Source organism: Emticicia sp. GW821-FHT11C11 (assembly GCF_058808615.1).
Genome location: NZ_JBXARV010000002.1, coordinates 996030 through 1021999, shown reverse-complemented (window position 1 = coordinate 1021999; position 25970 = coordinate 996030). Strand labels below are relative to the sequence as shown.

22 protein-coding genes are annotated in these 25970 nt (G+C 41.5%); 10 read left to right on the top strand and 12 right to left on the bottom strand.

Annotated elements, in window-relative coordinates:
* Positions 1-26: 26 nt before the first annotated feature.
* The 4 genes from AC1RRY_RS14270 to AC1RRY_RS14255 all read right to left on the bottom strand — a co-directional run bounded on the left by AC1RRY_RS14270 (position 27) and on the right by AC1RRY_RS14255 (position 4589).
* Positions 27-1151, bottom strand: coding sequence for a Gfo/Idh/MocA family protein (locus AC1RRY_RS14270; RefSeq protein WP_492819657.1), 1125 nt, complete (start codon positions 1149-1151; stop codon positions 27-29).
* A 20-nt stretch (positions 1152-1171) separates the two neighbouring features.
* Positions 1172-2080 carry a TolB family protein gene (locus AC1RRY_RS14265; protein ID WP_492819659.1) on the bottom strand — a complete coding sequence of 303 codons (909 nt, stop codon included), beginning with the start codon at positions 2078-2080 and terminating at the stop codon, positions 1172-1174.
* Between the two features lie 72 nt (positions 2081-2152).
* Entirely contained in the window at positions 2153-3742 is a 1590-nt protein-coding gene (gene nadB, locus AC1RRY_RS14260) for an L-aspartate oxidase (RefSeq protein ID WP_492819661.1), read from the bottom strand.
* Positions 3743-3818: 76 nt separating this feature from the next.
* Positions 3819-4589 carry an SDR family NAD(P)-dependent oxidoreductase gene (locus AC1RRY_RS14255; protein ID WP_492819663.1) on the bottom strand — a complete coding sequence of 257 codons (771 nt, stop codon included), beginning with the start codon at positions 4587-4589 and terminating at the stop codon, positions 3819-3821.
* 177 nt (positions 4590-4766) lie between these two features.
* Here AC1RRY_RS14255 and AC1RRY_RS14250 point away from each other — a divergent pair, with 177 nt between their 5' ends.
* From AC1RRY_RS14250 to AC1RRY_RS14215, 8 genes are all read left to right on the top strand, one after another.
* Positions 4767-6161, top strand: a complete 1395-nt coding sequence (locus AC1RRY_RS14250) for an MBL fold metallo-hydrolase RNA specificity domain-containing protein (RefSeq protein ID WP_492819665.1) — start codon at positions 4767-4769, stop codon at positions 6159-6161.
* Positions 6162-6333: 172 nt separating this feature from the next.
* Complete coding sequence (locus tag AC1RRY_RS14245) at positions 6334-7218, top strand: NAD kinase (RefSeq protein ID WP_492819667.1); 885 nt, start codon at positions 6334-6336, stop codon at positions 7216-7218.
* Positions 7219-7287: 69 nt separating this feature from the next.
* Positions 7288-8328, top strand: a complete 1041-nt coding sequence (locus AC1RRY_RS14240; RefSeq protein ID WP_492819669.1) for a DUF6089 family protein — start codon at positions 7288-7290, stop codon at positions 8326-8328.
* Positions 8329-8350: 22 nt separating this feature from the next.
* Positions 8351-9130 (top strand): type IX secretion system protein PorG, encoded by a 780-nt coding sequence (gene porG, locus AC1RRY_RS14235; protein ID WP_492819671.1) that lies wholly within the window; start codon positions 8351-8353, stop codon positions 9128-9130.
* Between the two features lie 181 nt (positions 9131-9311).
* Positions 9312-10067: an undecaprenyl pyrophosphate synthase gene (uppS, locus tag AC1RRY_RS14230; RefSeq protein WP_492819673.1), complete on the top strand. Its 756-nt coding sequence runs from the start codon at positions 9312-9314 to the stop codon at positions 10065-10067.
* A gap of 11 nt (positions 10068-10078) precedes the next feature.
* The gene (gene bamA, locus AC1RRY_RS14225) at positions 10079-12736 is read left to right on the top strand and encodes an outer membrane protein assembly factor BamA (RefSeq protein ID WP_492821297.1); all 2658 of its coding nucleotides are present in this window, start codon (positions 10079-10081) and stop codon (positions 12734-12736) included.
* 137 nt (positions 12737-12873) lie between these two features.
* Positions 12874-13431, top strand: coding sequence for an OmpH/Skp family outer membrane protein (locus AC1RRY_RS14220; protein ID WP_492819675.1), 558 nt, complete (start codon positions 12874-12876; stop codon positions 13429-13431).
* Positions 13432-13438: 7 nt separating this feature from the next.
* The gene (locus AC1RRY_RS14215) at positions 13439-14038 is read left to right on the top strand and encodes an OmpH/Skp family outer membrane protein (RefSeq protein WP_492819677.1); all 600 of its coding nucleotides are present in this window, start codon (positions 13439-13441) and stop codon (positions 14036-14038) included.
* Positions 14039-14107: 69 nt separating this feature from the next.
* Here AC1RRY_RS14215 and AC1RRY_RS14210 read toward each other — a convergent pair whose 3' ends face one another.
* The 4 genes from AC1RRY_RS14210 to AC1RRY_RS14195 form a co-directional block, all read right to left on the bottom strand.
* The gene (locus AC1RRY_RS14210) at positions 14108-15343 is read right to left on the bottom strand and encodes a thioredoxin family protein (RefSeq protein ID WP_492819679.1); all 1236 of its coding nucleotides are present in this window, start codon (positions 15341-15343) and stop codon (positions 14108-14110) included.
* Between the two features lie 181 nt (positions 15344-15524).
* The gene (locus tag AC1RRY_RS14205) at positions 15525-16553 is read right to left on the bottom strand and encodes a sugar phosphate isomerase/epimerase family protein (RefSeq protein ID WP_492819681.1); all 1029 of its coding nucleotides are present in this window, start codon (positions 16551-16553) and stop codon (positions 15525-15527) included.
* Between the two features lie 32 nt (positions 16554-16585).
* Positions 16586-19315 (bottom strand): PQQ-dependent sugar dehydrogenase, encoded by a 2730-nt coding sequence (locus tag AC1RRY_RS14200; protein WP_492819683.1) that lies wholly within the window; start codon positions 19313-19315, stop codon positions 16586-16588.
* 27 nt (positions 19316-19342) lie between these two features.
* Entirely contained in the window at positions 19343-19702 is a 360-nt protein-coding gene (locus AC1RRY_RS14195; protein ID WP_492819685.1) for a DUF3471 domain-containing protein, read from the bottom strand.
* A gap of 112 nt (positions 19703-19814) precedes the next feature.
* Here AC1RRY_RS14195 and AC1RRY_RS14190 point away from each other — a divergent pair, with 112 nt between their 5' ends.
* Positions 19815-20579 (top strand): NUDIX hydrolase, encoded by a 765-nt coding sequence (locus AC1RRY_RS14190; protein ID WP_492819687.1) that lies wholly within the window; start codon positions 19815-19817, stop codon positions 20577-20579.
* Positions 20580-20626: 47 nt separating this feature from the next.
* On the opposite strand, the gene glpK is transcribed toward AC1RRY_RS14190, so the two are convergent.
* The 3 genes from glpK to AC1RRY_RS14175 form a co-directional block, all read right to left on the bottom strand.
* The gene (gene glpK, locus AC1RRY_RS14185) at positions 20627-22123 is read right to left on the bottom strand and encodes a glycerol kinase GlpK (protein WP_492819689.1); all 1497 of its coding nucleotides are present in this window, start codon (positions 22121-22123) and stop codon (positions 20627-20629) included.
* Positions 22124-22190: 67 nt separating this feature from the next.
* Entirely contained in the window at positions 22191-23450 is a 1260-nt protein-coding gene (gene fucP / locus AC1RRY_RS14180; protein WP_492819691.1) for an L-fucose:H+ symporter permease, read from the bottom strand.
* Positions 23451-23640: 190 nt separating this feature from the next.
* Positions 23641-24561 (bottom strand): sugar phosphate isomerase/epimerase family protein, encoded by a 921-nt coding sequence (locus tag AC1RRY_RS14175; protein ID WP_492819693.1) that lies wholly within the window; start codon positions 24559-24561, stop codon positions 23641-23643.
* Positions 24562-24832: 271 nt separating this feature from the next.
* On the opposite strand from AC1RRY_RS14175, the gene AC1RRY_RS14170 reads away from it, so the two are divergent.
* Entirely contained in the window at positions 24833-25339 is a 507-nt protein-coding gene (locus AC1RRY_RS14170) for an RNA polymerase sigma factor (RefSeq protein WP_492819695.1), read from the top strand.
* Between the two features lie 149 nt (positions 25340-25488).
* On the opposite strand, the gene AC1RRY_RS14165 is transcribed toward AC1RRY_RS14170, so the two are convergent.
* Positions 25489-25845 (bottom strand): phage holin family protein, encoded by a 357-nt coding sequence (locus tag AC1RRY_RS14165; protein ID WP_492819697.1) that lies wholly within the window; start codon positions 25843-25845, stop codon positions 25489-25491.
* Positions 25846-25970 lie beyond the last annotated feature (125 nt).

Here is a 25970-nt window from a genome sequence, read left to right as displayed (position 1 = left end):
ACAGCTATTTTGTTTGTTGCATATATTTACACCAAACTAATCTTCTTCCCGGTTTGGGCAGCTTCATAAATAGCCAATAATATCCTCGCGTCTTTCAGACCCTCTTCTCCTGAAATGTGTGCAGGGAACATTTTGGTTTCCTGAAACTCTCTGCTTATTGCCTCGAGCATATTGGCCTGATGATGCACGATAGGCAGATTTAACTCACCCTGACTGGTTCGTCCCTTGATTGGCCCATAGCTGTAAGCAGGGCTGAGGTGTATAAAGCCTTTGTCGGCAGTGATAAACAGTTGCTCAATATTGGTTTTATAGGAAGTAAAGCCATTGACAGTTACAGCCTCCGGAAAATCAAACTGCCATGAGAGAGATTCTTCCACGTCTTTGAATCTTTCAGGGTCTGTAATAGGGCCAAATTGTGCCGAAACCGCCAGCGGTTCGCGGCCAGTTACATAACGGGCAGCCTGGACGCAATAGACGCCTACATCCATCAGCGGGCCACCTCCGGCCATAGACTTTTTCAATCGCCATTGCGTTGGGTCACCGATTCTGAAACCAAAGTTCGATTGAATGAAACGCAGGTCGCCAAAAACTTTCTCGCGGCTCATCCGGATAACTTCCTTTGTAAAAGGCTCAAAGTGCATGCGGTATCCCACTCCCAGTTGTACACCTGCATCTTTACAGGCTTTTATCATTTCTTCACATTCTTTTACCGTATTGGCCATAGGCTTTTCGCACATCACGTGTTTGCCAGCTTTGGCTGCCCTGATTACGAATTCAGGATGCATCGAATTCGGTAATACCACATACACAATATCAATATCTTTGTTGTCGGCGATCTGGTCGAAATTCTGATAGTTGTATACATTCTTTTTCGGAATGTTATACTTTTTCATCCATTCTTCGGCTTTTGAAGGAGTCCCTGTCACGATTCCTGCCAGGTAGCAATTCGGCGTTTGTTCTAACCCTACCGCTAATTGATATTTAGCATAACTACCAAGGCCTACCAAAGCAATGCCCAGTTTCTTGCCTTCATATTTAGGTTTAGGTTCCGGAATACTCACCAGAGAGGGTATGGTGAAAGCAGCAGCAGTGGTGCCGAGTCCCACGCCCAGATTTTGAATAAACGAACGACGAGATAGATTTTCAGCCATCGGAGTAAGGAATTAAGGGTTTATTTATCTACATGATAAGTTACAAAAGCCAGTTTTTTGCTGTCCGGCGACCAGCTCGGTACATTGATTGTTCCCTGCCCACCGAAGAATACGTCTGTCAAATCTTTTATTTTTCTTGTCTTCAGATCCATTATGCGCAGTTTTACATCTTTACCGAAAGGATGTGCCGCTTTCTGGTCTTCCAGGTAAGTAATAAATACAATCCATTTGCCATTAGGTGAAGGATGTGCAAACCAATTGCTGTACTCGTCGTTAGTCAATTGTTCTTGTTCACTGCCATCGGGTTTCATGCGGTAAATGTGCATTTTTCCGGTGCGATGCGAATTAAAATAGATGTATTTGCCATCATAAGAGTATTCCGGGCCGTCGTCCAGACTTGGGGCATTAGTCAGTCTTTTTTCTTCACCACCGTTTACAGGTATGCTGTACACATCAAACTCTCCGTTTCTTGAAGCACAATAAACCAGTGTTTGTCCGTCGGGTGATATACCATGCCAGTACGAAGGAGCTTTTTCTGTAATCAGTTGAGGCGTTCCGCCTTCAATAGGGAGTGTAAAAATGCGCGAAGAGCCTCCTGGAGTGCCTTGCATGCGGCTATCGTTATGGCTGATGATGAGCATCTTGCCGTCAAAACTGATACCGTGGTCATTATTGCAGCGGTTAGCAAAGTCGGTATTGATAGTACCTTGTTTCTCACCGTTTACTGCTATTTTTTCAAGAAGTCCGCCTGAATTGATGATAAAGTATTTTCCGTCTCTCGACCAGTTCGGGGCTTCAAAGTGGCGTTTTTCTTTAAGTAAGGCAGTTCTTTTGCCCGTTTTTATGTCAATGGTTTCTAGCGTACTTTCAACATTTTTAGGTGCCTGGGCAAAGACGGCAACAGGCAATAGCAGGAGTAGAAGTTTCATAGAATTGAGTATATGAGTTTATAGATTGAATAGAAATCAAATATACTCAATTTTCAGGTAACACAATACGTGTTATAATACCGAATTCTCTGGCTTACCCCCTAATTTATAAGGGTAGTCTGTAGTGTAATGCAATCCCCGGCTTTCTTTGCGCTTCATGGCACAGCGGATAACCAGTTCGGCACATTGTACTAAATTACGGAGTTCGCAGAGTTTTACCGAAAGCTTGGTTTTTTTATAAAACTCCTCGGTTTCATCTTTAATCAGCTTCAATCTGCGCAAGGCTCTTTCCAGACGGAAATCAGAGCGTACAATACCTACGTAGTCAGACATCATTCTTTGTAATTCTCTCAGATTATGAGTAACCAGAATTTCCTCGTTCGATTGCTCCGTACCAAATTCATTCCAGTCGGGCACGTTCTCCTGAAATCTTATTTTATCAACCTCATCTATAGCCTTGTGTGCAATTATGTTACCGAAAACGGCAGCCTCAAGTAATGAATTAGATGCCAGACGATTAGCGCCATGCAAACCGGTAGAAGAACACTCACCGCAGGCAAATAACCGATGAATGGTTGACCGCCCGTATTCATCAACCAATATGCCCCCGCACAGGTAATGAGCAGCAGGCACAACCGGAATCATATCTTTGGTGATATCAAGCCCGATGCTCAGGCATTTTTCATAAATATTTGGAAAATGCTGTAGAATTAACTCTTTAGACTTGAACGAAATATCAAGATAAACGTGGTCTTCACCCGTTTTTTTCATTTCGGCATCGATGGAACGGGCAACAATATCGCGGGGAGCCAGAGAACCGCGAGGGTCGTAGTTTTGCATAAACTCCTCGCCTTTTTTATTTTTAAGCACGCCGCCTTCTCCTCTTACAGCCTCGGTTATCAGGAAACTCGGGTATTCACCCGGGTTATAAAGAGAAGTCGGATGAAACTGTATCATTTCCATGTCGCGCACCCGGCCTTTGGCTCTGTAAATCATGGCTATACCGTCGCCGGTAGCAATCACAGGATTCGTCGTGGCTGAGTAAATATTTCCTGCTCCCCCGCTGGCCATCAGGGTGACTTTCGATAAAATGGTTTCTACCTGCCCGGTATGTACATTCAGGGCATATACGCCAAAACAGGTAATATCGTTGGTTTCGCGGGTAACTTCTATACCCAAATGGTGTTGGGTTATGATTTCTACTGCATAATAATGAGTCAGAATTTCAATATTCGGATTTTTACTCACCTGCTCAAGCAGTGCTCTTTCTATTTCTTTACCCGTAATGTCTTTATAGTGTAAGATTCTTTTCTCAGAATGCCCTCCTTCACGTGTTAAATCATATTCAGAGCCATGCTTATCGAAATTAGTGCCGTAGTCAATCAATTCCTGAATGCGGTCGGGGCCTTCAGTCACTACAATTTCCACTGTTTTCCTGTCGCAAAGCCCATCGCCGGCAATGAGCGTATCATTGATATGTTTTTCGAAGGAGTCAGTTTCAGCGTCAAAAACGGCAGCGATACCTCCCTGAGCATATTTAGTATTGGTTTCGTCGGCATTTACTTTAGTTAAAATCAAAACCTTTCCTTTCACCGCTGCTTTAAGCGCAAAGCTCAAACCAGCAATGCCGGAACCTATTACTAAAAAATCTACTTTTTGCATGAGATAAAATTCGAATAATTTTCAATAGAACATTATTGAGCAGCAATCTGTTGCGATAAGCCGAAAATCTAATCGCTTAATTATTCAGCTTTACAAATCCGCCGTCAATCAGATAATCACAACCCGTAATAAACCCGGCCTCGTCCGAGCAGAGATATACTGCCAGCGAGCCAATCTCTTCCGGTTTTGCCATACGGCCGATAGGCTGTGTTTTTGAAAGTTTATCGAACATTTCTTTCTCTTTGCCCGGATAAGTTTTTTTCAGAAAACCATCTACAAAAGGAGTGTGTACACGGGCCGGAGAGATACTATTGCAACGTATGTTATATTTCAGATAATCTTTAGCTACCTGTAAGGTCATGGTGTAAACAGCCCCTTTGCTCATAGAGTAAGCAAATCTGTCCGGAATCCCAACCGTAGCCGCAATAGAAGCCACATTCAGAATAACGCCCCCGTTGTGTTTCATGTAAGGTATAACCGCCTGCAGGCAATTGTAAGTACCCTTTACATTTACGTTAAAAACCTTGTCAAAGTCTTCCTCGCTTGTGGTTTCTACTGTTCCCACATGAGCAATACCGGCATTGTTTACCAGAATATCTATGGCGTTTTCTCTGGCTATTTTTTCAATTGCTTTCTTTACTTCTTTTTGCTTCGAAACATCTACTTTATGAAAATAGGCTTCGCCGCCATTGGCATTAATAAGGTCAGCTTCGCGTTCGGCCTGATCAATGTTTAACTCAAATATGTGCACCGTTGCTCCCTGCTGCGCAAATAGTCTGGAAATAGAAAGACCTATGCCGCTCGCTCCTCCGGTGATAATAGCTACTTTGTTATCAAGACGAAACATTTTATAGAAATTTTATGGATTAAATTCGTATTTGTCTGCAAAATTTTCGTCAAAATTAGCAGTCAAATCTGTAAGTAAAAATATTTATAAATACATTTGTCAAAATGAGAAAAGTATTTTCACTTCGCTTTTCTCGTAAATGTTTTTATTTGTTGTGGATATTATTTGAAAAACAAAATGAAAATTCAATTCTACGGAGCGGCGCAAAGAGTAACAGGTAGTAAACATCTTATTACAACCCGGAAGGGAACACGAATTTTATTGGATTGCGGATTATTTCAGGGAATTAACACGTCGGAACTAAACCTGCAATTTGGGTTTGACCCCAAAGAGATAGATATTCTAGTGCTGAGCCATGCACATATAGACCACACAGGGCTTGTACCAAGGCTGGTAAAAAAAGGTTTCAGGGGTGATATATACGCCACCTATGCTACAAAAGACCTGTGTGAAATAATGCTGTATGATTCAGCGTATATACAGGAAAGAGACTTGGAGCGTGTCAACGAAAGAAGGCACAAAAGAGGAGAACCGCTGTTAGAACTGCTGTACTCAGAAGATGATGTGACCCATGCTTTGGCTTTGTTTAAAACGGTGGGTTATCGTACACCGTTTTATCTGGAAGAAGGAGTAAAAGCAGAATATTACGATAGCGGGCACATATTAGGTAGTGCAGGTATTTATCTGACCTTTGAGGAAGAAGACCAAACTCAGACCTTGTTTTTTACAGGAGATGTAGGCCGACCTGACGATAAAATTCTGCGTAGCCCTGAGCCGTTCCCTCAGGCCGATTACATTATTTGTGAATCAACCTATGGCGACCGACTACATGAGCCTGAAATAGACATGAAAGCACATCTGTTGCGGATCGTGCACGACACCTGTGTTGTTCGCCGGGGTAAACTAATCATTCCGGCTTTTGCAGTAGACCGTACCCAGGAATTGGTATATGCGCTGGATCAGCTATCAAGCGAGGGTAGGCTGCCTAAAATACCAGTATACGTCGATAGCCCGCTTTCAGTAAAAGCAACGATGGTCATGAAAAGGAATGAATCATGTTTTAATCCTGACATACTGGCCTATATCAAACATGATGGTGATGCCTTTGACTTCGATAACCTGCACTATATCAGTGAAGTGAATCAGTCAAAAGCGCTGAATACTTACAAAGAGCCGTGCATAATTATTTCTGCCTCTGGTATGGCAGAAGCAGGGCGCATCAAACACCATATTGCCAATAATATTGAAAATCCCCACAATACCATATTACTGGTAGGATATTGCTCGCCTGAAAGCCTGGGTGCGGCGTTAAAGGCACAACCCGAGCATGTGAAAATATTCGGAGAAGTACACCGGGTCAATGCCAGGATAGAAACAATGGATTCGTTTTCAGCCCATGCAGATTACTCCGAACTGATCACGTATCTGAGTTGTCAGGATGCCTCAAAAGTTAAAAAACTTTTTCTGGTGCACGGCGAGTTACCCAATCAACTAGCATTTAAAAACCGTTTATTATTGGCCGGTTTTAACAATATATTGATACCCGCACAGGGAGAAGCGGCTGATTTATAAAACAAAAGTCCTATCTTTCTGCTTTTATTTCTAAGAAGCCTTAGGTATAGCTGTGAGTCTTGGAGGATTAAAGAAATAAATCTTAGATTTGTGTAAAATTTCAGATGTTTGAGATATTTAACATCTTTGCACTTCATTTGCTATACAAATAGCTCTTTTAATATAATTCCTAATGAAAATCGCCATTCACGGCCGAAAATTCAATGTGGAGTCTGTACATTATGTACAGCAGGTTTTTGATGAGCTAGACAAACATAAGGTTGAAATTCAGCTGTCAGAATCCTTTAAACGTATTTTGCTGCAATCGGGCATTCAGCTAAAATGTAAAAATGTCTATACTACTTCTCAGGAAATCTTTAATGCCGACCTTGCCTTTAGCCTGGGAGGAGACGGTACATTTCTTGAAACGCTTTCGCATGTAGGCAAGCGGGAGATTCCGATTCTCGGTTTTAATTTCGGCAGGCTGGGTTTTCTGGCAGCGGTTTCGTCAGAACAAATCGAAGCAACAATAACACAGCTGGTAAACGGAGAATATGATATTGACGAACGAACCATGCTTTCGGCTTCTTCAGAGACCGAATTGTTTGAAGAAGAAATGAATTTCGCCCTGAATGAAGTAGCTATATCGAAAACCGATACTTCATCTATGATTGTGGTTCATGCTTATATTAACGGTGAGTTTCTGAATACTTATTGGGCTGACGGATTAATGGTTGCTACCGCAACCGGTTCAACAGGCTACTCATTAAGCTGCGGAGGGCCGCTGGTGATGCCACATTCTGCTAATTTTATTATTACACCCATTTGCCCGCACAATCTTTTTGTGAGGCCAATGATTGTATCAGACACCAGTATTATTTCACTGAAAGTAGAGAGCCGGAGTAACAATTATCTGGTATCGATGGACTCCAGAGCGAAAATTATAGTATCAGAAGACGAAGCCATTATTACGGTAAAGAAAGAGAGTTTTAAAGCAAGAATGATACGGATGGACGGAAATAATTTCCTGAATACATTGAGAAATAAACTAAAATGGGGGGTCGACGCCCGCAACTAATAATATTCCTTTTAATCATACGTTAAATAATTCAGACTAACTTTGCTATTCCCAATGAGAATGTACACAATGAAAAAAGCATTATTAAGTGGAGTACTTTGTACTTCTTTGCTGCTATTAAGTATCGGCGAAAGCTTTGCACAAGGAGGTATTTTTAGTAAAAGAAATAAAGCACTGCAATACTCAACAGTTGGTATTGGAGGTGGAACATCACACTACTTTGGCGATTTATCGCCTTACAGAACATTTTATTATGGGGTATTCACCAATGTTCGCTGGAATGCCACCCTTAACTATACAAGACAGCTTACACCTAAGATAGCCGCACGTTTTGCTTTTAATTATGCAAGAATTGCAGGCGATGATTATACTTATGCAAAGGCGAATATGGAAAGGTATAACATGCTTTATTTGAGAAATCTACATTTCAGAAACGATATTAAAGAGTTTTCAATTTCGGGTATATTCAATCTTTTGCCGGCAGCGGGCAAAGGGCAAAAAGGCAGAAATAAAGTGATGCCTTATGCGGTACTGGGAGTTGGGTTTTATGCCCACAATCCTAAAGCAAGAGATACTGCTACCGTTAATGCCGACGGAAAAGTTGTGCTTGGCAAGTGGGTGGCATTAAAAGATTTGCAGACCTCTGGGCAGGGATTAGACGACAATTATCCTAAGGCCTATTCGTTATTACAGGTAGTATTCCCTGTTGGTTTAGGTATTAAATTTAAGGTTACCGAAAGAATGGACATTAATCTTGAAGGCGGATTCAGAATAACACCGTTTGATTATCTGGACGACGTAGGGGCAACCGGGTATCCTGATCCTAACGCTTTGGCAACGGTTACGCCTGCAGGTGTGCGTTTTTCTAATCGAGCCGCAGAAAACATTGCTGCCGGAACCGGCAAAAGCCGTGTACAGGATTTTGCGGATATTGTTACAAAATACTATGGTGCACCCGCAGGTCAGACACCTAAAGATAATGGTCATGGATACGTAGGTTATTCTGCACATACTCCAAGAGGTGTTCCGAAATGGGATAGCTATCTGTTGGTTCAGGTCACATTGAACTACATACTAGGCGATGGTATTAAATGTCCCCCAATTAAGTAAAATATTTTAGTCAATATATCTGGTGAAAAAAAGTCTTTTCCTGATCGTTTGTGTTTTAACATTCCCCCAATTGCAAGCCCAGGTGTGGGAAGTAGGCGCTGGCGTGGGAGGGCTTAACTATAAAGGAGATGTGCTACCTAAGTATAAGCCTTTTGTAGTTGGGTCGGGAGCCAATTTTTTTGGCAGATTCAATTACAGCAAGTCGGTGTCATTAAAGGCAAATGCTGTGATAGGTAAAATACATGGGAACGACGAAAAAATAAATGATCCGTTTCATGAAGTCAGAGGGTTTAGCTTTACTGCCAATATTATGGAAGCAGGCGGGCAGATTGAATACAACTTTATGAACTTCAGAACGAGTGCCTCCAGAATTGTGAATAATTGGACACCCTACGTATTCGGAGGCGGGGCCTATACCATCAGAAGTACAAATTATAAAATAAAGGAAATTATTAATAGCGGCCCAACAGGTGTTACTGTGGGTTATACCGCAGGATCAAGTGACACCCGTGTCAATTCATGGATTTTAGGTATTGGCTTCAAAAAAGAATTAGGCGCGCGGTGGAATTGGGGTATGGAATTTGGCACGCGATGGATTAACGATGATTTTCTGGATGGCTTAGGATATAACAAAGACGGGAAATACGATAGCGGAGAGCCACCTACCAGTGTTGACGGTTATGTTTTAATGAATCTTAAAAGACTCGTGCCCGGAACCAGAGCAAAAGATATGTATTATTATACTAATTTTACAATCAGTTATTTATTCTACAAAATTCATTGCCCCCCAATCAGAAGATAATCCACTCCTTTTATGAATACTGGCGAAAGAATATGCTGTTTTTTGTTAAAAAATTATAACAAAAGTCTACAAATCAGTAAAAACTTATCAAACACAGTTCTTTTTTCCTAACTTTGCAATCCTTTTCATCAATTAACATCATGGTTGGTTGATTATTCACCATTGATAATAGGTTTTTTACGTGAAAGAAAATATTAACCGGAGCAATTTACCCAAACACATAGCCGTTATAATGGATGGCAACGGTAGATGGGCTAAAAAGCAAGGTGCCATGCGGATATTCGGGCATCATCATGGTATCAAAGCAGTAAGGGAGTCAGTAGAAACATGTGTGGAGTTAGGTGTAAAATACCTTACCTTATACACGTTTTCAACCGAAAACTGGAACCGACCGAAGCTCGAAGTTGACGGTATCATGCAATTGTTGGTAAAGACCATTGGTGAAGAAGTACCCGATTTGAATAAGAATAATGTTCGTCTGAAAGCTATTGGTGACTTAGAATCACTACCCAAATCTGCACAGAAAAAATTAAATGAATCGATTGAACTGACCAAGAATAACACAGGCCTGACTTTAACACTGGCACTGAGCTATAGTGGCAAATGGGAGATTGTAGAGGTAACAAAAAAAATTGCTCAACAAGTAAAGGCGGGTACACTAGCCGTAGAAAATATAACTGAAGACGTATTTTCTAAATTACTGGCAACTGGCGATGCCCCGGATGTAGACCTAATGATCCGCACAGGTGGCGATCACCGGATAAGTAATTATCTGCTCTGGCAGTTAGCTTATGCCGAATTGTATTTTATGGATGATTTGTATTGGCCCGAATTTCGCAAACAACATTTATTTGAGGCCATTTACGAATATCAACAGCGCGAAAGACGCTTCGGAAAAACGAGTGAGCAATTACCTTCTGCACTAAAAGAGGTATAAAATATATGATGATGATTTTTATAAGTAAAAAGTATCAGTTTAACCAACCCTCTTTCGGGACCAACACTATCAGAATTAAGAAAGGCATCCTTTTTATTGCACTTTTGTTTTTTTCTACAGGACTATTTGCTCAATTAAGAATTGGTGTGGGGCGTCAGGCGGCTCAGGCTAACAATGGTGTGAGTTATGAAAGGCCTCAGGAATACACTATCTCAAAAATTACTGTCAGTGGGGTGAAATTTCTGGATCCCAATACGCTCATTTCCGTTTCCGGTTTGAATGTGAACGACAAAATTTCGATTCCCGGTGAAAGAATCAGTACGGCTATCCGCCGTTTGATGGAACAGGGGATCATAGAAGATGTTGCCATTAACATTGTCAAAATCGATGGCGATAAAGTAGAGCTTGACATTAACCTGCGCGAAAGACCACGTCTGAATAAATTCACTTTCAAAGGCCTACGCAAGGGTGAGATTGAAACAGTTTCTGATAAGGTAAAAGCGAACAAGGGTAAGGTTATAACCGATGCTTTGATCAAGAATATTCAGTTGACTATCAAGAAAATCTACGTGGACAAGGGTTTCCTGAATACCAATGTGCAAATCAAGCAGGTATCTGATACCATCCGGGCAAATAACGCTACGCTGATTGTAAATGTTGATAAGAAAAAGAAAGTAAAAATCACCGATATTCAGTTGACCGGCGTAGAAGAAATGCCTGACTGGAGAGTGTTGGCGAAACTGAAAAGTACAAAAATCAAGGCTCCTTTAAGAATCTTCACTCCTTCTAAATATGTACCGAAGAAATATGAAGAAGATAAAGAGAAACTGATTGAATATTATAACAAAAAGGGATATCGTGATGCCCAGATTACCTCAGATTCTGTTTTCTCACCAGATGGCAGAAACCTGAAAATAGTGTTGAACGTCAATGAGGGTCACCGTTTCTATTACAGAAATATTACCTGGACGGGCAACTATCTTCGTAAAACAGAAGATTTGCAAAGAATTTTAGCAGTTGAAAAAGGTGACATCTATAATCCGGAAGAACTGAATAAAAGAATAAACGGTATTCCGCAGGGTGACGTGAGTTCGATGTATATGGACGACGGCTATCTGTTCTTTAGCTGTACGCCGATTGAAGTAGCCGTAGACGGTGATTCAATTGACATTGAAATGCGTATTATAGAAGGTAAACAGGCCACGATTAATCGTATCATACTGAACGGTAATACTAAAACCAGCGACCACGTTGTGATGAGAGAACTCTTAACACGCCCGGGTCAGAAATTCAGTAAGACTGACCTGATAGAGTCGCAGCAGATATTGGCACGGATGAACTACTTCGATCCTCAGAAAATAGAACCGAAGCCCGTTCCACAAGCAGATGGTACTGTTGATATTGAATATAATGTAGAAGAAAAGCCTAGTGATAACATCGAGTTGTCTGGTGGTTGGGGTGGTTTGCAAGGTTTCGTTGGTACTTTCGGGGTTGTATTTAATAATTTCTCAGCCAAGAACATTACCAATTTGCAAAAATGGCGTCCTTTGCCTGCTGGAGACGGCCAGAAACTAGCCTTGCGTGTTCAGGCCAGTGGCCGGTTCTACCAAACCTATTCTGTTTCGTTTACCGAACCCTGGCTGGGAGGTAAAAAGCCTAATTCATTTACTGTAAGTGTATTCCATACATCGTCAGATAACCGTGCGTATCAAAGAGCGCTTGAAAGACAATACGGAGCTAATTCACCATATCTTTCTATGTTAGGTGGAACAAGCAGCATGTACAGCGGATATTTCAAAAATACAGGGGCATCGGTTACTTATGGTAAACGCCTTAACTGGCCTGACAGAAACTTCAGTTTCAATGCGTCGTTGTCATATCAGAGATATAATGTAGATAACAGTTACTTTATACCGGGCTTTGCGAAAGGAGTAGCAAATGATTTGTCTTTGATTACTGCCATTTCAAGATATGCGCTTGATAATCCGCAGTTTACACGTTCGGGGTCTCAGTTTACACTATCGGCTACTTTTAACCCGCCGTATTCAGTTTTCAGAGGAACACCGACTGTCGATAAATTTAAATGGATTGAGGGTCATAAATGGATGTTCGATGGAGACTGGTATACACCAATTGTGGGTAAATTCATACTACACGCCAAAGCTAACCTTGGTTTCTTAGGTAAATACAGCAGCAGTTCTGAATACAGTCCGTTCGGACGTTTCATTCTGGGGGGTGCCGGTTTAGGTATGCAAAATGCTATGAACGTAGGTGCTGAGCTGATAGGTTTACGTGGTTATGAAGAAGGTGTTGTGCATGAGCTTTCAATGGATGAAGCCGAAAGGTTCAGAAAAGGAGAAATTACGTTGAGTCGTCTGGGTGGTCTGGCTTATAGCAAGTATACTGCCGAAGTCCGTTACCCGATATCGCTTAATCCTCAGGCAACTATTTTCTTGCAGGTATTTGCCGAAGCAGGTAACAGCTGGGGAAGTTATAAAGATATTAATCCTTTCAAGTTGCGTCGCACGGCCGGTATAGGAGCCAGAATTTTCATGCCTGCGTTTGGTTTGCTTGGTCTTGACTTCGGACAAGGATTTGATCCGATTCCCGGTATCCCGAATCGTGGTCTGAAATCTTTCACATTCAGCATTGGTCAGCAAATCAGATAACAGAAACTTGATTTGTTAAATTCTGTTAACGGAATACGAGCTTTGGTTAAGCTGCGTTAATAAGGCAATTAAGTGCGCAAAAAGACGTTAGTAATAAACTGAAGAAGAAAATATTATCCATTCGTAATTATTTTTGAATGAAAAAGACAATAATTTTGCTATTTTTGGCACTCTTTTCTATTCAGTCTTTTGCGCAGAAGTTTGGGTACATCGATTCGGAGTTCATAACCAGTAAAATGCCCGAATACAAAAAAGCCCAGGAGGAAATGGAGAAATACTCGGAAAAGTGGGTGCTGGATGTTCAGAACAGGTATGCAGAATTAGATAAAATGCGCCAGCAATATCAACAGGAAGAGATTTTGCTTACGGCCGACATGAAACGTGAACGATTGAAGATTCTGGAAGATAAGGAAAAAGAAGTGAAGGAATTGAATAATAAAGTTTTTGGCATGAATGGCTTATTATTTGCTAAGAAGAAAGAAATAATGAAGCCGATTATGGACGACATCTATAAGGCCTGTGAGAAAGTTGCCCGCCAGAAACAGTTAATGTTTATATTTGATAAGGCCTCAGATATGAGCATGATTTATACCGACCCCCGGCATGATTATACCGATTATGTGATGGAGTCTTTAGGAATTTCGTTAAAGGAAGATAAAAGTCAAAATAACCAAGTAACCAAACCAAAAAAATAGTATCAAAATGAAAACAAAGCTTTTTGCCTCGTTGATTGCGGCTTTAATGTTTGTCGGTATTACTGCGAATGCTCAACAAAAAATCGGATATACTAATGTAGATTTTATTCTTAATAGTTTGCCTGATGCTAAAGATATAGAAACTAAATTGAAAACCGAAAAAGCACAATACGACAAATTGTTGCAAGATAAAATCTCGGATTTTCAAAAGAAGTATGAAGATTATCAAAAAAATCAGGCAACTATGTCGCCGGTAATCAGAGCTGACCGTGAGAAAGAATTAACAAACCAGGATACTGCTATTCGTGAGTTCCAACAAAACTCAGAAGGCGCTTTGCAACAAAAACAACAACAATTGTTGGCTCCGGTTTTAGATAAAATTGACAAAACTATCAAAGAAGTAGCTAAAGAAAATGGTTATGTATATGTATTCAATACAGATGCCGGCCCGGGAACCACTCCTATTCTGCTAGTTGCTCCTGATGCAGACAATATTTCTAATCTGGTATTTAAAAAATTGGGTGTAACACCTCCTGCTACTACAGCTGCGGGTAATACAACTACTCCTCCGGCTACAACTCCGGCGGCTACACCTAAGAAAAACTAATAAGTATCAGGTACATAAAAAAAGTCTCAGTAATTGTTACTGAGACTTTTTTTATGGATTAAAACCTGCTTAATTTAATTCTACAGCCAGTTTATCTATACTTTTAGCTATTGATTCTATTACGTTTCTACTGTTGGTATCTCTTGCATTTGCCCGGGCATTGCCAAGACTGCTTTTAGCCAGAGCCAATTCCTGACTTGCCTTCGCTTTATCTCCGGCTTTTTTATACAAACGAGCCGACTCATACCTAAAATTGGTGATGTCTTGCGCTGATGTTAACTGCGGTTGTGCCGTGTTCAGCCACTTGCGCACTTGTGGTGCAAATCGGCCGTCAGGGAAATTGACATTATAAAATGTAACATAATATACCAGCATTTGTGGCTGAGAAGTCTGGCTTACCTGATTCTGAATGAAAGCAAAGGCTTTGTCTTGCCCCTTTTCACGAATCATTGCCTGCGCTTCTATATGCCAGGTGTTGCTGGTTATATATTGCCCGGCACCTACCAACCCCATATACTGCTTCAGTTTAATTACTTTCGCCATAGAATACTTACTTGCTTTAGGGCTATAAATGGCCATTTGTATAAGTAGAGCCATTGCATTGTTTTCGTTGCCTACGTGTCCATCCTCGCCCTCATATTTGCGTGCTGTCGCCAGATTTCTCATCCAGAATTCCGCAAAACCATTATCAACATCCATTATACACTTTTTAACAATAGCCCAGCTTTCTTTTGAGCCGAGTTTATCTTTCGGATACGCTGCATATAAATCGTTCGCTACTCTGACATTCCGAACCGTATCTTTTGTAATCCGGAACAGATAGGTAAGGTCTACCATGGTGCTGATATCGCGGCTACCGGCCTGATATCTCTTCCAGCCATTGCCCGACTGCAAGTTAGGGTCAAGTGCAGTTTTGCCGTGTTGTACTAAACTACTTGGCGTGTTAACAGGGTCGTTGAGATGAATGATGTTTCTGTCTTTATCGAAATACAAAAACAAAGGGTAACTGAGCAGATAGATTTTCTTATCATTCAGAAACTTTACTTGTCCGGCGTCACTCAGATTCAGCTTGTAGTTGATAAAATTCTGGTTGTAAAACTTACCCACCTCCTGATCTTTCAGGGTTGGTTCCAGTTTCAAACAGATAGGGCAACTGGGGTGATAACATTCAACAAAAACAGGTTTGTTCTGAGCCTTGGCTTTGGCAAAAGCGCCTTCAATGGTTGGTTCCCAGATAATGCCCTGCGCAAATACCAACGTTTGAATAAAAATGAGAATAGTCGACAGTAGTAGTGTTTTTTTCATTGAAACAGTGCTTATAAAAGCAGGAAATAGTGTAATTTTTTTAAAGGTTTTTGCCTATTCTGCAATCAGGTATGGTTAAAGATAGAACAGTAAAGATAATAGAATGATTTCGATAATTTTACTAAAAAATAAAGCCATCACCCGGTTAATGATGATGGCTTTAAAAAATATAATTCAGTAATTACGCTAGTTCTTTCTGCACTTTTTCAAGTAGTTTTTTGGTAGCTTTTATACCCTCATCGTTTGACAGATAACTGGTGTCGCCGCCCATGTCTCGCATAAGTCCTCCTTCATATTCAATGCCTACGTAGCCACCTGACCAGCCGGAAGCCTTAATGATTTTAAATATCCTGATAAAGTCAGTATCAATATCTTCACCATCCGGGCCGAATTTATGTGTCTTGGCACTGATACCTTTCGCAAAAGGCATCATTTTGGTTACGCCATCATATTTATCATGTTCTTTTACACATTTGGTGGCCATTATGCCCTTCAAGTCCATTGTGGCAGGCTTGCTTCTTTCGGCACAGAAATTACCAAAGTCTGGCAGAAAACCTTTATTCTTTGCTTTTACTTGTTTCATAACGCCCACCAGCCAGTTAGGGTCGGTAGAGTATCCAAAGTGATTCTCTACAATTACGTTTAACCCGGCTTTGCCTGCAAATTCGCACAACTTCTGATAACCATCGGCAGCCGCCTTACCCACTTCTTCCATGCTTCCTTCTTCTCCTTTGCCCGATAGCGCCGACATGGCGTCACCCCAGTTAACACGGATTGAAGAGCAACCTAAAAATTTGGCCGCGTCTACCCACGGATAATGCGCTTCTACCGCTTTCTGGCGTTTAGCGGCATCTAATGATGCGATGTTTTCGCCATCTACCATTATTAAGTGGTTTTTCATACCCAGATCATCGCAGCGTTGCTTTAGCTCTTTCATATAAGCCTGATCGGTATGCTTATTGTTGAAAAAGCCTGAAACATATTCCAGCACAGATATACCGAAATCGTTTTTTGCTTTGGCCGGGAAATCCATATTTTTCATTTTGCCTGTGAATAATTCAGAAGCAAACGAGAATTCGGCCAGTGAAATTTCGAAGGTGAATTTTTTAGCAGGACCGGCCGCTAAAAGAGAGTCAGGTATTAAGGTTGATAAACCAAGCCCTGCAGTGGCAAGACCTAACTGGTTTAAAAAATGACGACGGTTATTCATGAGGTTGATATTAAAGGTGAATATTTTTGAGATTATGGTTCAAACGTTACTGAAAACGGAACAAACAGTGCACCCTTTGCTTTATCGTTTTTGAAAACAAAGAATAAATCGTTGAAGCCGTTTGTAGCCGGAATGCTGACTTTATGCGGTTTAGGTGGTGTATTACCCGAAAAAGCGTTAGGGTCGTCATTGGGTTCAACAAAATCGGTTTTTCCAAGTAACGGACCATCAGGTGACCCGGTATGCACTTCTACAATTCCACCCTGAGAGTTGAGTTGTTGTTTAGGTGCCGCAATTATAAAGCTAAGTGTTTTTACATCGGTCAGGTCGATATTCTTGAAAGCGGCATAAGTGTTGGCTCCCATGACAATCAGCAGGTTAGTTTCGCCCATCTTAAACTTCATAATGTTTTTCGAAGTTTCAGGAGCCTGTCCCAATAATATGGTCGGGCTTTGCAGTACCACTGTTTTTTCAGTGGTTTGTGCAGGCAAACCATTAGCTCCTTTGTCGGTATAAGACGCCAGAACTTTGTATATTCCCTTGCCGGCATCTCCGCCATCAGGTATTCTGGTGGCAAAGGTGCCTTTAGGAGGCAGCGGTGCCGGAGGCGTTTTTTTATCAGCTAGGCTCAGGATGTATTTTACCATTTGTCCGGCTTCCGGTAAGCCGATATTCGGGTGGGCTGACATAGCCACGTCTCCCCATACACCGGCGCCACCTTTAATGATTTTGTCAGATAAAATGGCTACCGCATTACTGTTCGACTTATATTTTTTAGCCACCTCTGTAAAAGCCGGGCCAATGGATTTCTTATCCGCAAAATGGCAGGCCTTACAATCACTTTTATCAATCAGGTTTTTTCCGGCTGTAAAAGTAACCGGAGCTGCCTGATGACCCTGCGTGGCTTGAGGTGCGTCTTCGGCGTCCTGATAAGTGGCGGTAATTTTCACTTTTGTAGCAGGAATACGTTTGTTTGCAAGGCTTCCGTCTTCCTTGTCTGATACCGTTACTTCATAGGGTATTTCTTTATCGGGGAAAAAGAAAGTTTTATTACCTCCTAGTAACTCAAGCGAAACCTGCGGTGGTTCGTTTCCGGCCTTTATAATCAGTTCTTTGGTGTCTTTTAAGCCTTGCGCATCAGTTACTGTCAGAATAGCCTTGTATGTACCCAATTTGCTGAAAGTGTGCTTAGGGTTAGGGTCGGTTAATATTATTGGTGTACCGCCTGCCTGTGGGCTTATTTTCCATTCATACTTCAGTACGTCTTTATCATAATCTTTCGTTCCTTCTGACGAAAACTGCACGGTTAAAGGCAGTGCCCCCGCTTGTTTGTCGGCAGTGGCAATTACCAATGGTTTGCGGTTACCGCCATTGTATTCAATACGCACCAGTTTAGATTCCGGATTGGCTACAAACCATCCTTGGCCGTATTCCAACATATACAAGTCGCCATTTGGCCCGAAAGCCATTTCAATCGGGTGTTCCAGTTTCAGATTAGGTAGAAAACGCTCCATTTTTACGAAATCCCCCTGCTCATTCATGGTTACGGCAATAATCCAGTCACGCATCCATTCGTAAATGAATAGTTTATTATTGTAGTAGTCGGGGAATGCACGTTTGGCATTGGCAAAGAACTCTTTCCGGTAAACAGGCCCTGCCATAGCACTACGGCCACCCGCACCAAACAGCGGAAACTTTTTCGATTCAGCTGCCGGATACCAGAGAAATGCCTTTTGCGCAGGAGGTAATTCCTGCAAGCCGGTATTATTCGGAGAATTATTAATCGGTTTCTCCGGATTAAACTTCTCGCCTGATTTCTGAGTGGCAAAATCAAAATCCCAGTAAGCTTTGTTATCGCCTACAAAGTATGGCCACCCGAAATTGCCTGCTTTGCGCGCTTGTCCGAACTCATCATCAGCCGCGGGGCCAAGGCCGGTTGAGTCTTTTCCAGCATCGGGGCCTACGTCTCCCCAATACAGGAAGCCGGTCTTTTTATCAACAGATATGCGATAAGGGTTTCTGTGACCCATGGTGTATATTTCCGGGCGTGTTTTAGGTGTGCCTTTCGGAAACAGGTTGCCTTCCGGAATGGTATAGGTGCCATTTGGCTCAGGATGAATACGGATAATCTTACCTCTCAGGTCATTGGTATTTGACGATGATTTCTGCGCATCATAAGCACTTTTACCAGGGCGCTCATCAATAGGTGCATAACCATCTGATGCTCTCGGGCTGGTGTTGTCACCGGTTGACAGATACAGATTCCCTGCGGCATCCCAATCAATAGAGCCACCTGTATGGCAGCACTGGTCTCTTTGGGTAGGTATCTCAAGAATTACTTTCTTACTGTTCAGGTCTAGTGCATTGCCTTTCAGTTCAAAGCGTGCCAGAATGTTTTTGGGTTCACTACCGGCAGGAGAATAATACAGATAAACCCAGTGATTTTTTGCAAAATCAGGGTCAATATTCAGCCCCAGTAAGCCGTCTTCTGCTTCGGGCTGTCCGCCATCAGCAAAATTATACTTTGTGCTAACAGGGATAGAAGCAATAGTGGTTGTTTTCTTTGTAAGAGGGCTATACATTTTAACAAGCCCGTGGCGCTCAATAAAAATGACCCGTTCGTCAGGTAGAACAGCCAGTTCAAGGGGCTCGTTCAGGTTTTCGGTAAGTGTTATTTTCTGAAAGCGGTTTTCTTCGGGTACCTGTGCCAATAATGTAAAAGGCAACAGGCCCCATAGAAAACCTTTGATAAGTGTTTTCATAATTCAATCAGGTTTTTAAAAGGGGGTTTATGGAAGTTTTGTTCCTTCAAAAATCATTCCCTGGTAGTCGAGGGTTATTTTTGTGATTTTCTTTTCTTCGTTACGTTTGAAAGTAAATTTGGCACCGCCATCTTCGGTTTTGAAGACATCTTCCACACCGTCTTCTTTTTTTATTTCACCCCCTTGTCCGCCTGCATCAACCATCAATTTGCCGTCAGTAAGTTTGATTTCCAGAAACTCAAAAGGCAAATCTTCAAATTTGTACTTGCCGGCATACTCACTTAAATCAAAAACCGGTTGCTTAACTGACGAACTGGAAGACGGATCGGGCTTGGCCATTGTAACTGTCGTAGAGGCCAGAAAAAATAATAATAGGATTTTTTTCATGTTAAAAGTAAATTTACTAATGTGTAAAAGCTACACAATATTAGAGAAATTTTCATTGCGTACAATAAACACAAAGATTTTTTTTATTTTTGATTTTCAAACCAATGTTTATATGGATCCACGACTTAAAGCATATTTAGAGAGTACATTAAAAGAGGTATCCATTGATTGTGTGGTTTTTGGATTTCATGCAGGCGAATTAAAGGTACTATTGCTTAAATGGAAAAGCACCGACTCATGGAGCCTGCCGGGTGGCCGTATCTATCTGGATGAAGCCGTTAACGATGCCGTTATCCGTATTTTGCAGGAAAGAACCGGGCTGAAAGAGATTTTTCTGCAGCAATTTTACACCTTTGGCGAAACAGACCGGTACAAGAATTTCGATCCGGAAGTGTTGATGAGGAAAATGGAGCAAACATTTGGTAAAGACTTTTATGATGAAAAATACATGAAACGCAATGTATCAATCGGGTATATGGCGCTGGTAGAATTTGAGCAGGTAATTGCTACACCCGACTGGTATACTGACGAATGTAAATGGTGGGAAATTTCAGCCATACCCGATTTACTCTTTGATCATAATCACATGGTTGAAATGGCCTTGAAAGCCTTGAGGCGACAGGTAAGTTATCAGCCGATAGGCTATAACCTGTTACCTGAGAAATTCACCATGCCTGAGTTACAGCGATTGTACGAAACCATTCTGGGTAAGCAGCTAGACCGCAGGAATTTCCAGAAACTGGTATTAAGCTATGATGTTCTGGAGAAACTCCCCGAAAAGCGTACGGGAGGGGCTTTTAAATCTCCGTTTTTATATAGGTTTGATAAAGAGAAATACGATAAGGCTTTAGAGAATGAAATATCGTTTACTGCCTGATACAAAAAGAGGCGCAACTATCAGTTGGCGCCTCTTTTTGTATCAGCTTATTTTTCCCAGTCGAAAGACCGTTTTACGGCTTTTTTCCAACCTTTATAGAGCTTACTTCTCTCTCCGGCTTTCATTTTGGGTTTCCATCGTTTATCTACACCCCAGTTTTGTATCAGATCATCAAAGTTTGTCCAATAGCCCACGGCTAAACCTGCGGCATAGGCAGCACCCAGAGCAGTAGTTTCAATCATGGTAGGCCTGATGACCGGAACTTTCAGCATATCAGACTGAAACTGCATGAGCAATTCGTTTACGACCATTCCGCCATCAACTCTTAAAGAACTGATTTCAATGCCTGAGTCGCTTTCCATGGCATCGAGCACGTCTTTGGTCTGGTAGGCAGTGGCTTCTAATACAGCACGGGCAATATGGCCTTTATTAACATAACGGGTCAGCCCGGCAATTACACCTCTGGCGGAGGATTTCCAATAGGGGGCATACAGGCCCGAGAAAGCGGGTACGAAATAGGCGCCGCCATTGTCTTCCACGCTTTTGGCCAGTGATTCAATATCTGTACTTTTCTGAATAATGCCGAGGTTATCACGCAACCATTGTACCAATGCCCCTGCAATGGCTACTGAGCCCTCGAGCGCATAATGTACAGGTTGGTTTTCGAACTGATAGGCAACGGTGGTCAGTAAACCATGCTTTGATGGTACCAATTCAGTGCCGGTATTCATTAACATAAAACAACCGGTGCCATAGGTATTCTTGGCTTCGCCGGGTTTGTAACAGGTTTGTCCTACCAATGCCGCTTGCTGGTCGCCCAAATCACCTGCCAGCGGAATACCTCTGAGAACCTCAGAGCTTATTTCGCCATATACCTTACTACTTGGTTCTATTTTAGGCAGCATCTGTACCGGAATATTCATGATTCCGGCCAGTTCTGAATCCCACGACATGGTTTTGAGATTCATTAATTGCGTACGGCTGGCATTGGTTACATCAGTAATGTGCAGGCCCCCGTTGATACCGCCGGTCAGATTCCAGATAAGGTAGGTATCCATATTGCCAAAAATCGCATTCCCTTTTTCAGCTTCTTCTCGCACACCTGGTACGTTATCCAGAATCCATTTGATTTTCAGGCCACTGAAATAAGTGGCTAGCGGCAAACCTGTACGATCCTGAAAAAACTGTGAGCCATGGCTTTTGGTTAGTGTCTTTACCGTATCATCAACCCGGGTATCCTGCCACACGATCGCGTTGTAATAGGCTTTGCCTGTACGCTTGTTCCAGACAACGGTGGTTTCACGCTGATTGGTGATACCGCAGGCGGCAATATCCTCGGTTTTAATGCTTTTTTCTATTCGGGCTACAGCAATTACTTCGAGCGTATTTTTCCAGATTTCTTCCGGATTGTGCTCAACCCAGCCCGGTTTCGGATATATCTGTTCATGTTCTTTCTGTCCGGCAGAAACAATGTTTCCTGTGCGGTCGAAAATAATACAACGGGTACTGGTAGTCCCCTGGTCGATAGATGCAATGTATTTCATAGAGGTTGAATAGTATGGTTGATTCAATAAAGGCAGAGAATGCCCCTGCCTTTATTGTCAATATATCTTATCTGCTGACTTTTGAACCCGAGAAGCCATACCAGGCAATGTAAGCAAACATGGCTACCGGTAAAAGCATTGAAGTGGCAAGAGAAGTATTATCGGCAATGGCACCCATAATAGGAGGGAAGGCCGCGCCGCCTACAATACCCATGATGATAAAGGAAGAACCTAGTTTGGTGTATTTTCCTAAGTCTTTTACGCCCAAAGAGAAAATGGTAGGGAAGGTGATACTCTGGAAAAAGAAAAACACCATTAAAGCATAAACAGCTGGTTGGCCTTTTACCTGTGATGCCACCAGTAAAGCCACTACAATGCCTAGTGAGTAGATACCCAAAAGCACGTTAGGTTTGATGAATCTCATCAGGAAGGTACCTGCAAAACGGCCAATCATGAAAACAATCATGCCAACCGAAAGTAACTTGGCGGCTTCCAGCGTTGAAACGTCGATGGCCTCTATCACAAAATTGATAAACAATCCCCATACGCAACCCTGAACCCCCACGTTAAGGAATTGTGCAAACGCACCCAATACAAAATGTTTGTGTTTAAAAAGGCCACTAATAGAAGCACCAAATGAAGCATCGTCAGCTCCCATATCTTCTGATGAAGAACTTGACTCCTGTATTTCAGGCATTGGGGTTCTTAAAAACAATAAAGCAATTAACAAAACAGCACCCCCTACAAGCATATAAGGTAACTGAACAGATCTGAAACCTTCTTCAACCGATTGTTTGTGTTCACTGAAAACCAGCATACTACCTGCCAATGGCCCTAAGATTACTCCGAGACCGTTAAAAGACTGCGCCAGATTTAAACGTCTTTCTGATGATTCCTGCGGCCCCAACACGGTTGCGTAAGGGTTTGCTGCTGTTTCAAGAAATGCCAGCCCACAAGCCAATATGAATAATGATACCAAAAAGAATGACCACGATTGCGCTTCGCTGGCAGGATACACCAGAAAAGCCCCACCCGAATATAGCAGTAAACCTGCCAGAATTCCTTTTTTGTAGCCCCATTTCTTCATGAAAATTCCTGCCGGAAGCGCCATTAGGAAATAGGCGCCATAGGTAACAATCTGTACCCAGGTAGATTGCGAAATGGTAAGGTTAAGCGTTTCCTGAAAGTGTTTATTGAGTACATCGAGCATACTGATGGCAAAGCCCCACAAAAAGAAAAGACTTGTGACAAGAATAAACGGAACAAGGTAGTTGTTTTGAGTAGCAGTTGTCTGGACGTTTGGTTTGTTCCCGGAAATAGAGGCCATAGTAGTTTTAGGGTTAAAATTTCAGTGTTTTTTGATTGAACAGATTTTGTTCAAAAATGAGAATTTTTTAAGAAATAATAAGACAATTTTTAAATTAATATAAACAGGAGATAATCGTCGGTAGATTTTAGCGCCGGATAATAAAACAGCGAGGTGCCAAGCCTCGCTGTTTTATTGATGTTATTGAAAATCAGGGTAAAAATTGTTTGACATAATTACGGGAAGTAAGAATGGCCGAAGTGATATCGTCGATACTTCCTTCGTAGGCTTTGTCTTCTACTTCTATCACTACCGGGCCTTTATAACGTATGTCTGTAAGAGCAGTAAAGAATCCACGCCAGTTTACATCTCCCAGACCCGGAAGTTTCGGCGAGTGATATTCTAACGGATTGGCCAATATACCTACTCTGTCCAGTTTATCCCGATATACCTTCACATCTTTAATATGAATATGATGCAGACGGTTTTTATACTGATAGATGGGTTTTATTTCATCCATCATCTGGAAAATCATATGCGACGGATCATAGTTCAAGCCAAAAAGCGGAGTCGGGAAAGCTTCAAACATGGCATCCCATACGGCAGGAGAAATCGCAAGGTTTTTTCCACCGGGCCACTCATCGTTTGTAAAGAACATCGGGCAGTTTTCAATGCCTATCTTGATGCCCTCCTGCTCAGCTGTTTCAATAATCGGCTTCCATACTTTCTTAAATGTTATCAGATTATCCTGAATGTTTTTCTTAGGGTCTCGGCCAATGAAGGTATTCATAACAGGAACCCCCAGTTTATTACAGGCTCTGATCACTTTCTTGATATGCTCTATATAATATTCTGCCTTTTGTGTATCAGGATCAAGTGGATTGGGATAATAGCCTAATCCTGAAATGGTGATACCTCTTTCGTGCATGTATTGTTTAATATAACTGATGTGCTTTTCGTCCAGATTATCAACATCAATGTGAGTTACTCCGGCATACCGACGGGCTTCGGAATTGTCTTTAGGCCAGCACATCATCTCAAGGCACGAGAATCCGTTTTTTGAAGCGAAATCTACTACGTGTTCAAAACCAAAATCGGCTAAGATAGCACTTACAAATCCAAGTTTTAACATAATTGCATGAGGGTTGTTTTTCAAGCTGTAAAGTAAATCTTTTTTGTTTAATCCATAAATAATTACAACCGTTTATTCGCTCAAATTTGTCTTATGAATTCTTTTGCGGGGGCTGTTTTTGAGACAGAGCCAATCGTAAAAACAGGCAGATTATGGGCAAAATTTTCTTTTAATAAAATTCCAGTGAAAAAAAAGGGGGGCTTTTGGTATTCTGAAACTTTATTATATAGTTTTGTTTAACACAACAGCGATATAAATAAACAAACAAACCATGACAACTCTTGAATTTAACTACGCCATTTCAAAGACATCAAAGGCTTTAAAGCCCTTTGCCTTTAGATTAACTAAAGACTCTGAGGATGCCAACGACTTATTACAAGACACCCTTGTAAAAGCATTCATGAATCGTGAAAAGTACACCGATGGTACTAACCTGAAGGCGTGGCTTTATACGATTATGAAGAATACTTTCATTACAAACTACCAGAGATTACTGCGGAGAAACACTTTTATTGATACCACAGAAAATCTACATTTTATAAACAGCGCCGAAAGCAGTATTGAGAATGAAGCGTATTCTTCATTTACTATGAGAGACATCAACAGTGCCGTGGAAACATTGGACGAGAACTACAGGCAACCGTTTATGATGCATTTCAGTGGTTTTAAATATCATGAAATAGCACAGAAACTAAAAGTGCCCATTGGAACAGTAAAAAACAGAATTCATATTGCCAGAAAAGAACTAAAAGAAAAGCTAAGCATGTATGCATTTTAGTTCCTGGCATTGATACCAAAGGACAGTCTTGTCCTGATCAGGAGATGATGAGCCTGTAAAGACAGCTTTTATCTGATAAAAGGTTATCTATTCATGGATAATCTTTTTTTGTTGTAGAATGTTGGGGAAAAGCCAAATTACGGAGTTGATTAATCCAGAGGTTGATTCAGATTTTCATCCACAATTTCCTGAATCTGTTCTTTTATCTTGTTCTGAACCTTGTCTTTGGCAAAAACAAATAAGCCCAGAATACTTAGATAGACCACGAAGATAATCAGATAGCCCAACCAGACACTTTTAAGCCAGATGTTGAGCCCCACTGCCAGTAAAATACTCAGGAAAATAATAACGGTGATAGATAAAATAAACAAAACCAGCAAATAAATGGCTTTTACGGCAATGCCTTCTATTTTTTCCTGAAAGCCAAGTTTGGTCAGCTCAAATTTTGCCTCGATGAGTTTGATTACATTCTCCCGAAAGTCACTAAGGTTCAGAAAATCAGCCATATTGTTCAGATTCTATGGATTGTTCAGGTAGCAGAGCCAGACAGATAAAAGCTCTTAGATGGCTGCAAGGTAGATAAAACAAGGCACCTGACAAAAAGACTTGGGAAAATTTCGGAGCGATGCAT

What these genes read in the sequence shown, in the direction of transcription:
- AC1RRY_RS14210 (WP_492819679.1), bottom strand. Translation starts at nt 15,343, where the DNA reads ATGAAAAAAACACTACTACTGTCGACTATTCTCATTTTTATTCAAACG.
- AC1RRY_RS14205 (WP_492819681.1), bottom strand. Translation starts at nt 16,553, where the DNA reads ATGAATAACCGTCGTCATTTTTTAAACCAGTTAGGTCTTGCCACTGCA.
- AC1RRY_RS14165 (WP_492819697.1), bottom strand. Translation starts at nt 25,845, where the DNA reads ATGGCTGATTTTCTGAACCTTAGTGACTTTCGGGAGAATGTAATCAAA.
- fucP (WP_492819691.1), bottom strand. Translation starts at nt 23,450, where the DNA reads ATGGCCTCTATTTCCGGGAACAAACCAAACGTCCAGACAACTGCTACT.
- AC1RRY_RS14250 (WP_492819665.1), top strand. Translation starts at nt 4,767, where the DNA reads ATGAAAATTCAATTCTACGGAGCGGCGCAAAGAGTAACAGGTAGTAAA.
- AC1RRY_RS14220 (WP_492819675.1), top strand. Translation starts at nt 12,874, where the DNA reads ATGAAAAAGACAATAATTTTGCTATTTTTGGCACTCTTTTCTATTCAG.
- AC1RRY_RS14200 (WP_492819683.1), bottom strand. Translation starts at nt 19,315, where the DNA reads ATGAAAACACTTATCAAAGGTTTTCTATGGGGCCTGTTGCCTTTTACA.
- AC1RRY_RS14170 (WP_492819695.1), top strand. Translation starts at nt 24,833, where the DNA reads ATGACAACTCTTGAATTTAACTACGCCATTTCAAAGACATCAAAGGCT.
- AC1RRY_RS14195 (WP_492819685.1), bottom strand. Translation starts at nt 19,702, where the DNA reads ATGAAAAAAATCCTATTATTATTTTTTCTGGCCTCTACGACAGTTACA.
- nadB (WP_492819661.1), bottom strand. Translation starts at nt 3,742, where the DNA reads ATGCAAAAAGTAGATTTTTTAGTAATAGGTTCCGGCATTGCTGGTTTG.
- AC1RRY_RS14245 (WP_492819667.1), top strand. Translation starts at nt 6,334, where the DNA reads ATGAAAATCGCCATTCACGGCCGAAAATTCAATGTGGAGTCTGTACAT.
- AC1RRY_RS14255 (WP_492819663.1), bottom strand. Translation starts at nt 4,589, where the DNA reads ATGTTTCGTCTTGATAACAAAGTAGCTATTATCACCGGAGGAGCGAGC.
- glpK (WP_492819689.1), bottom strand. Translation starts at nt 22,123, where the DNA reads ATGAAATACATTGCATCTATCGACCAGGGGACTACCAGTACCCGTTGT.
- AC1RRY_RS14265 (WP_492819659.1), bottom strand. Translation starts at nt 2,080, where the DNA reads ATGAAACTTCTACTCCTGCTATTGCCTGTTGCCGTCTTTGCCCAGGCA.
- AC1RRY_RS14215 (WP_492819677.1), top strand. Translation starts at nt 13,439, where the DNA reads ATGAAAACAAAGCTTTTTGCCTCGTTGATTGCGGCTTTAATGTTTGTC.
- bamA (WP_492821297.1), top strand. Translation starts at nt 10,079, where the DNA reads ATGATTTTTATAAGTAAAAAGTATCAGTTTAACCAACCCTCTTTCGGG.
- AC1RRY_RS14175 (WP_492819693.1), bottom strand. Translation starts at nt 24,561, where the DNA reads ATGTTAAAACTTGGATTTGTAAGTGCTATCTTAGCCGATTTTGGTTTT.
- AC1RRY_RS14270 (WP_492819657.1), bottom strand. Translation starts at nt 1,151, where the DNA reads ATGGCTGAAAATCTATCTCGTCGTTCGTTTATTCAAAATCTGGGCGTG.
- AC1RRY_RS14240 (WP_492819669.1), top strand. Translation starts at nt 7,288, where the DNA reads ATGAAAAAAGCATTATTAAGTGGAGTACTTTGTACTTCTTTGCTGCTA.
- AC1RRY_RS14190 (WP_492819687.1), top strand. Translation starts at nt 19,815, where the DNA reads ATGGATCCACGACTTAAAGCATATTTAGAGAGTACATTAAAAGAGGTA.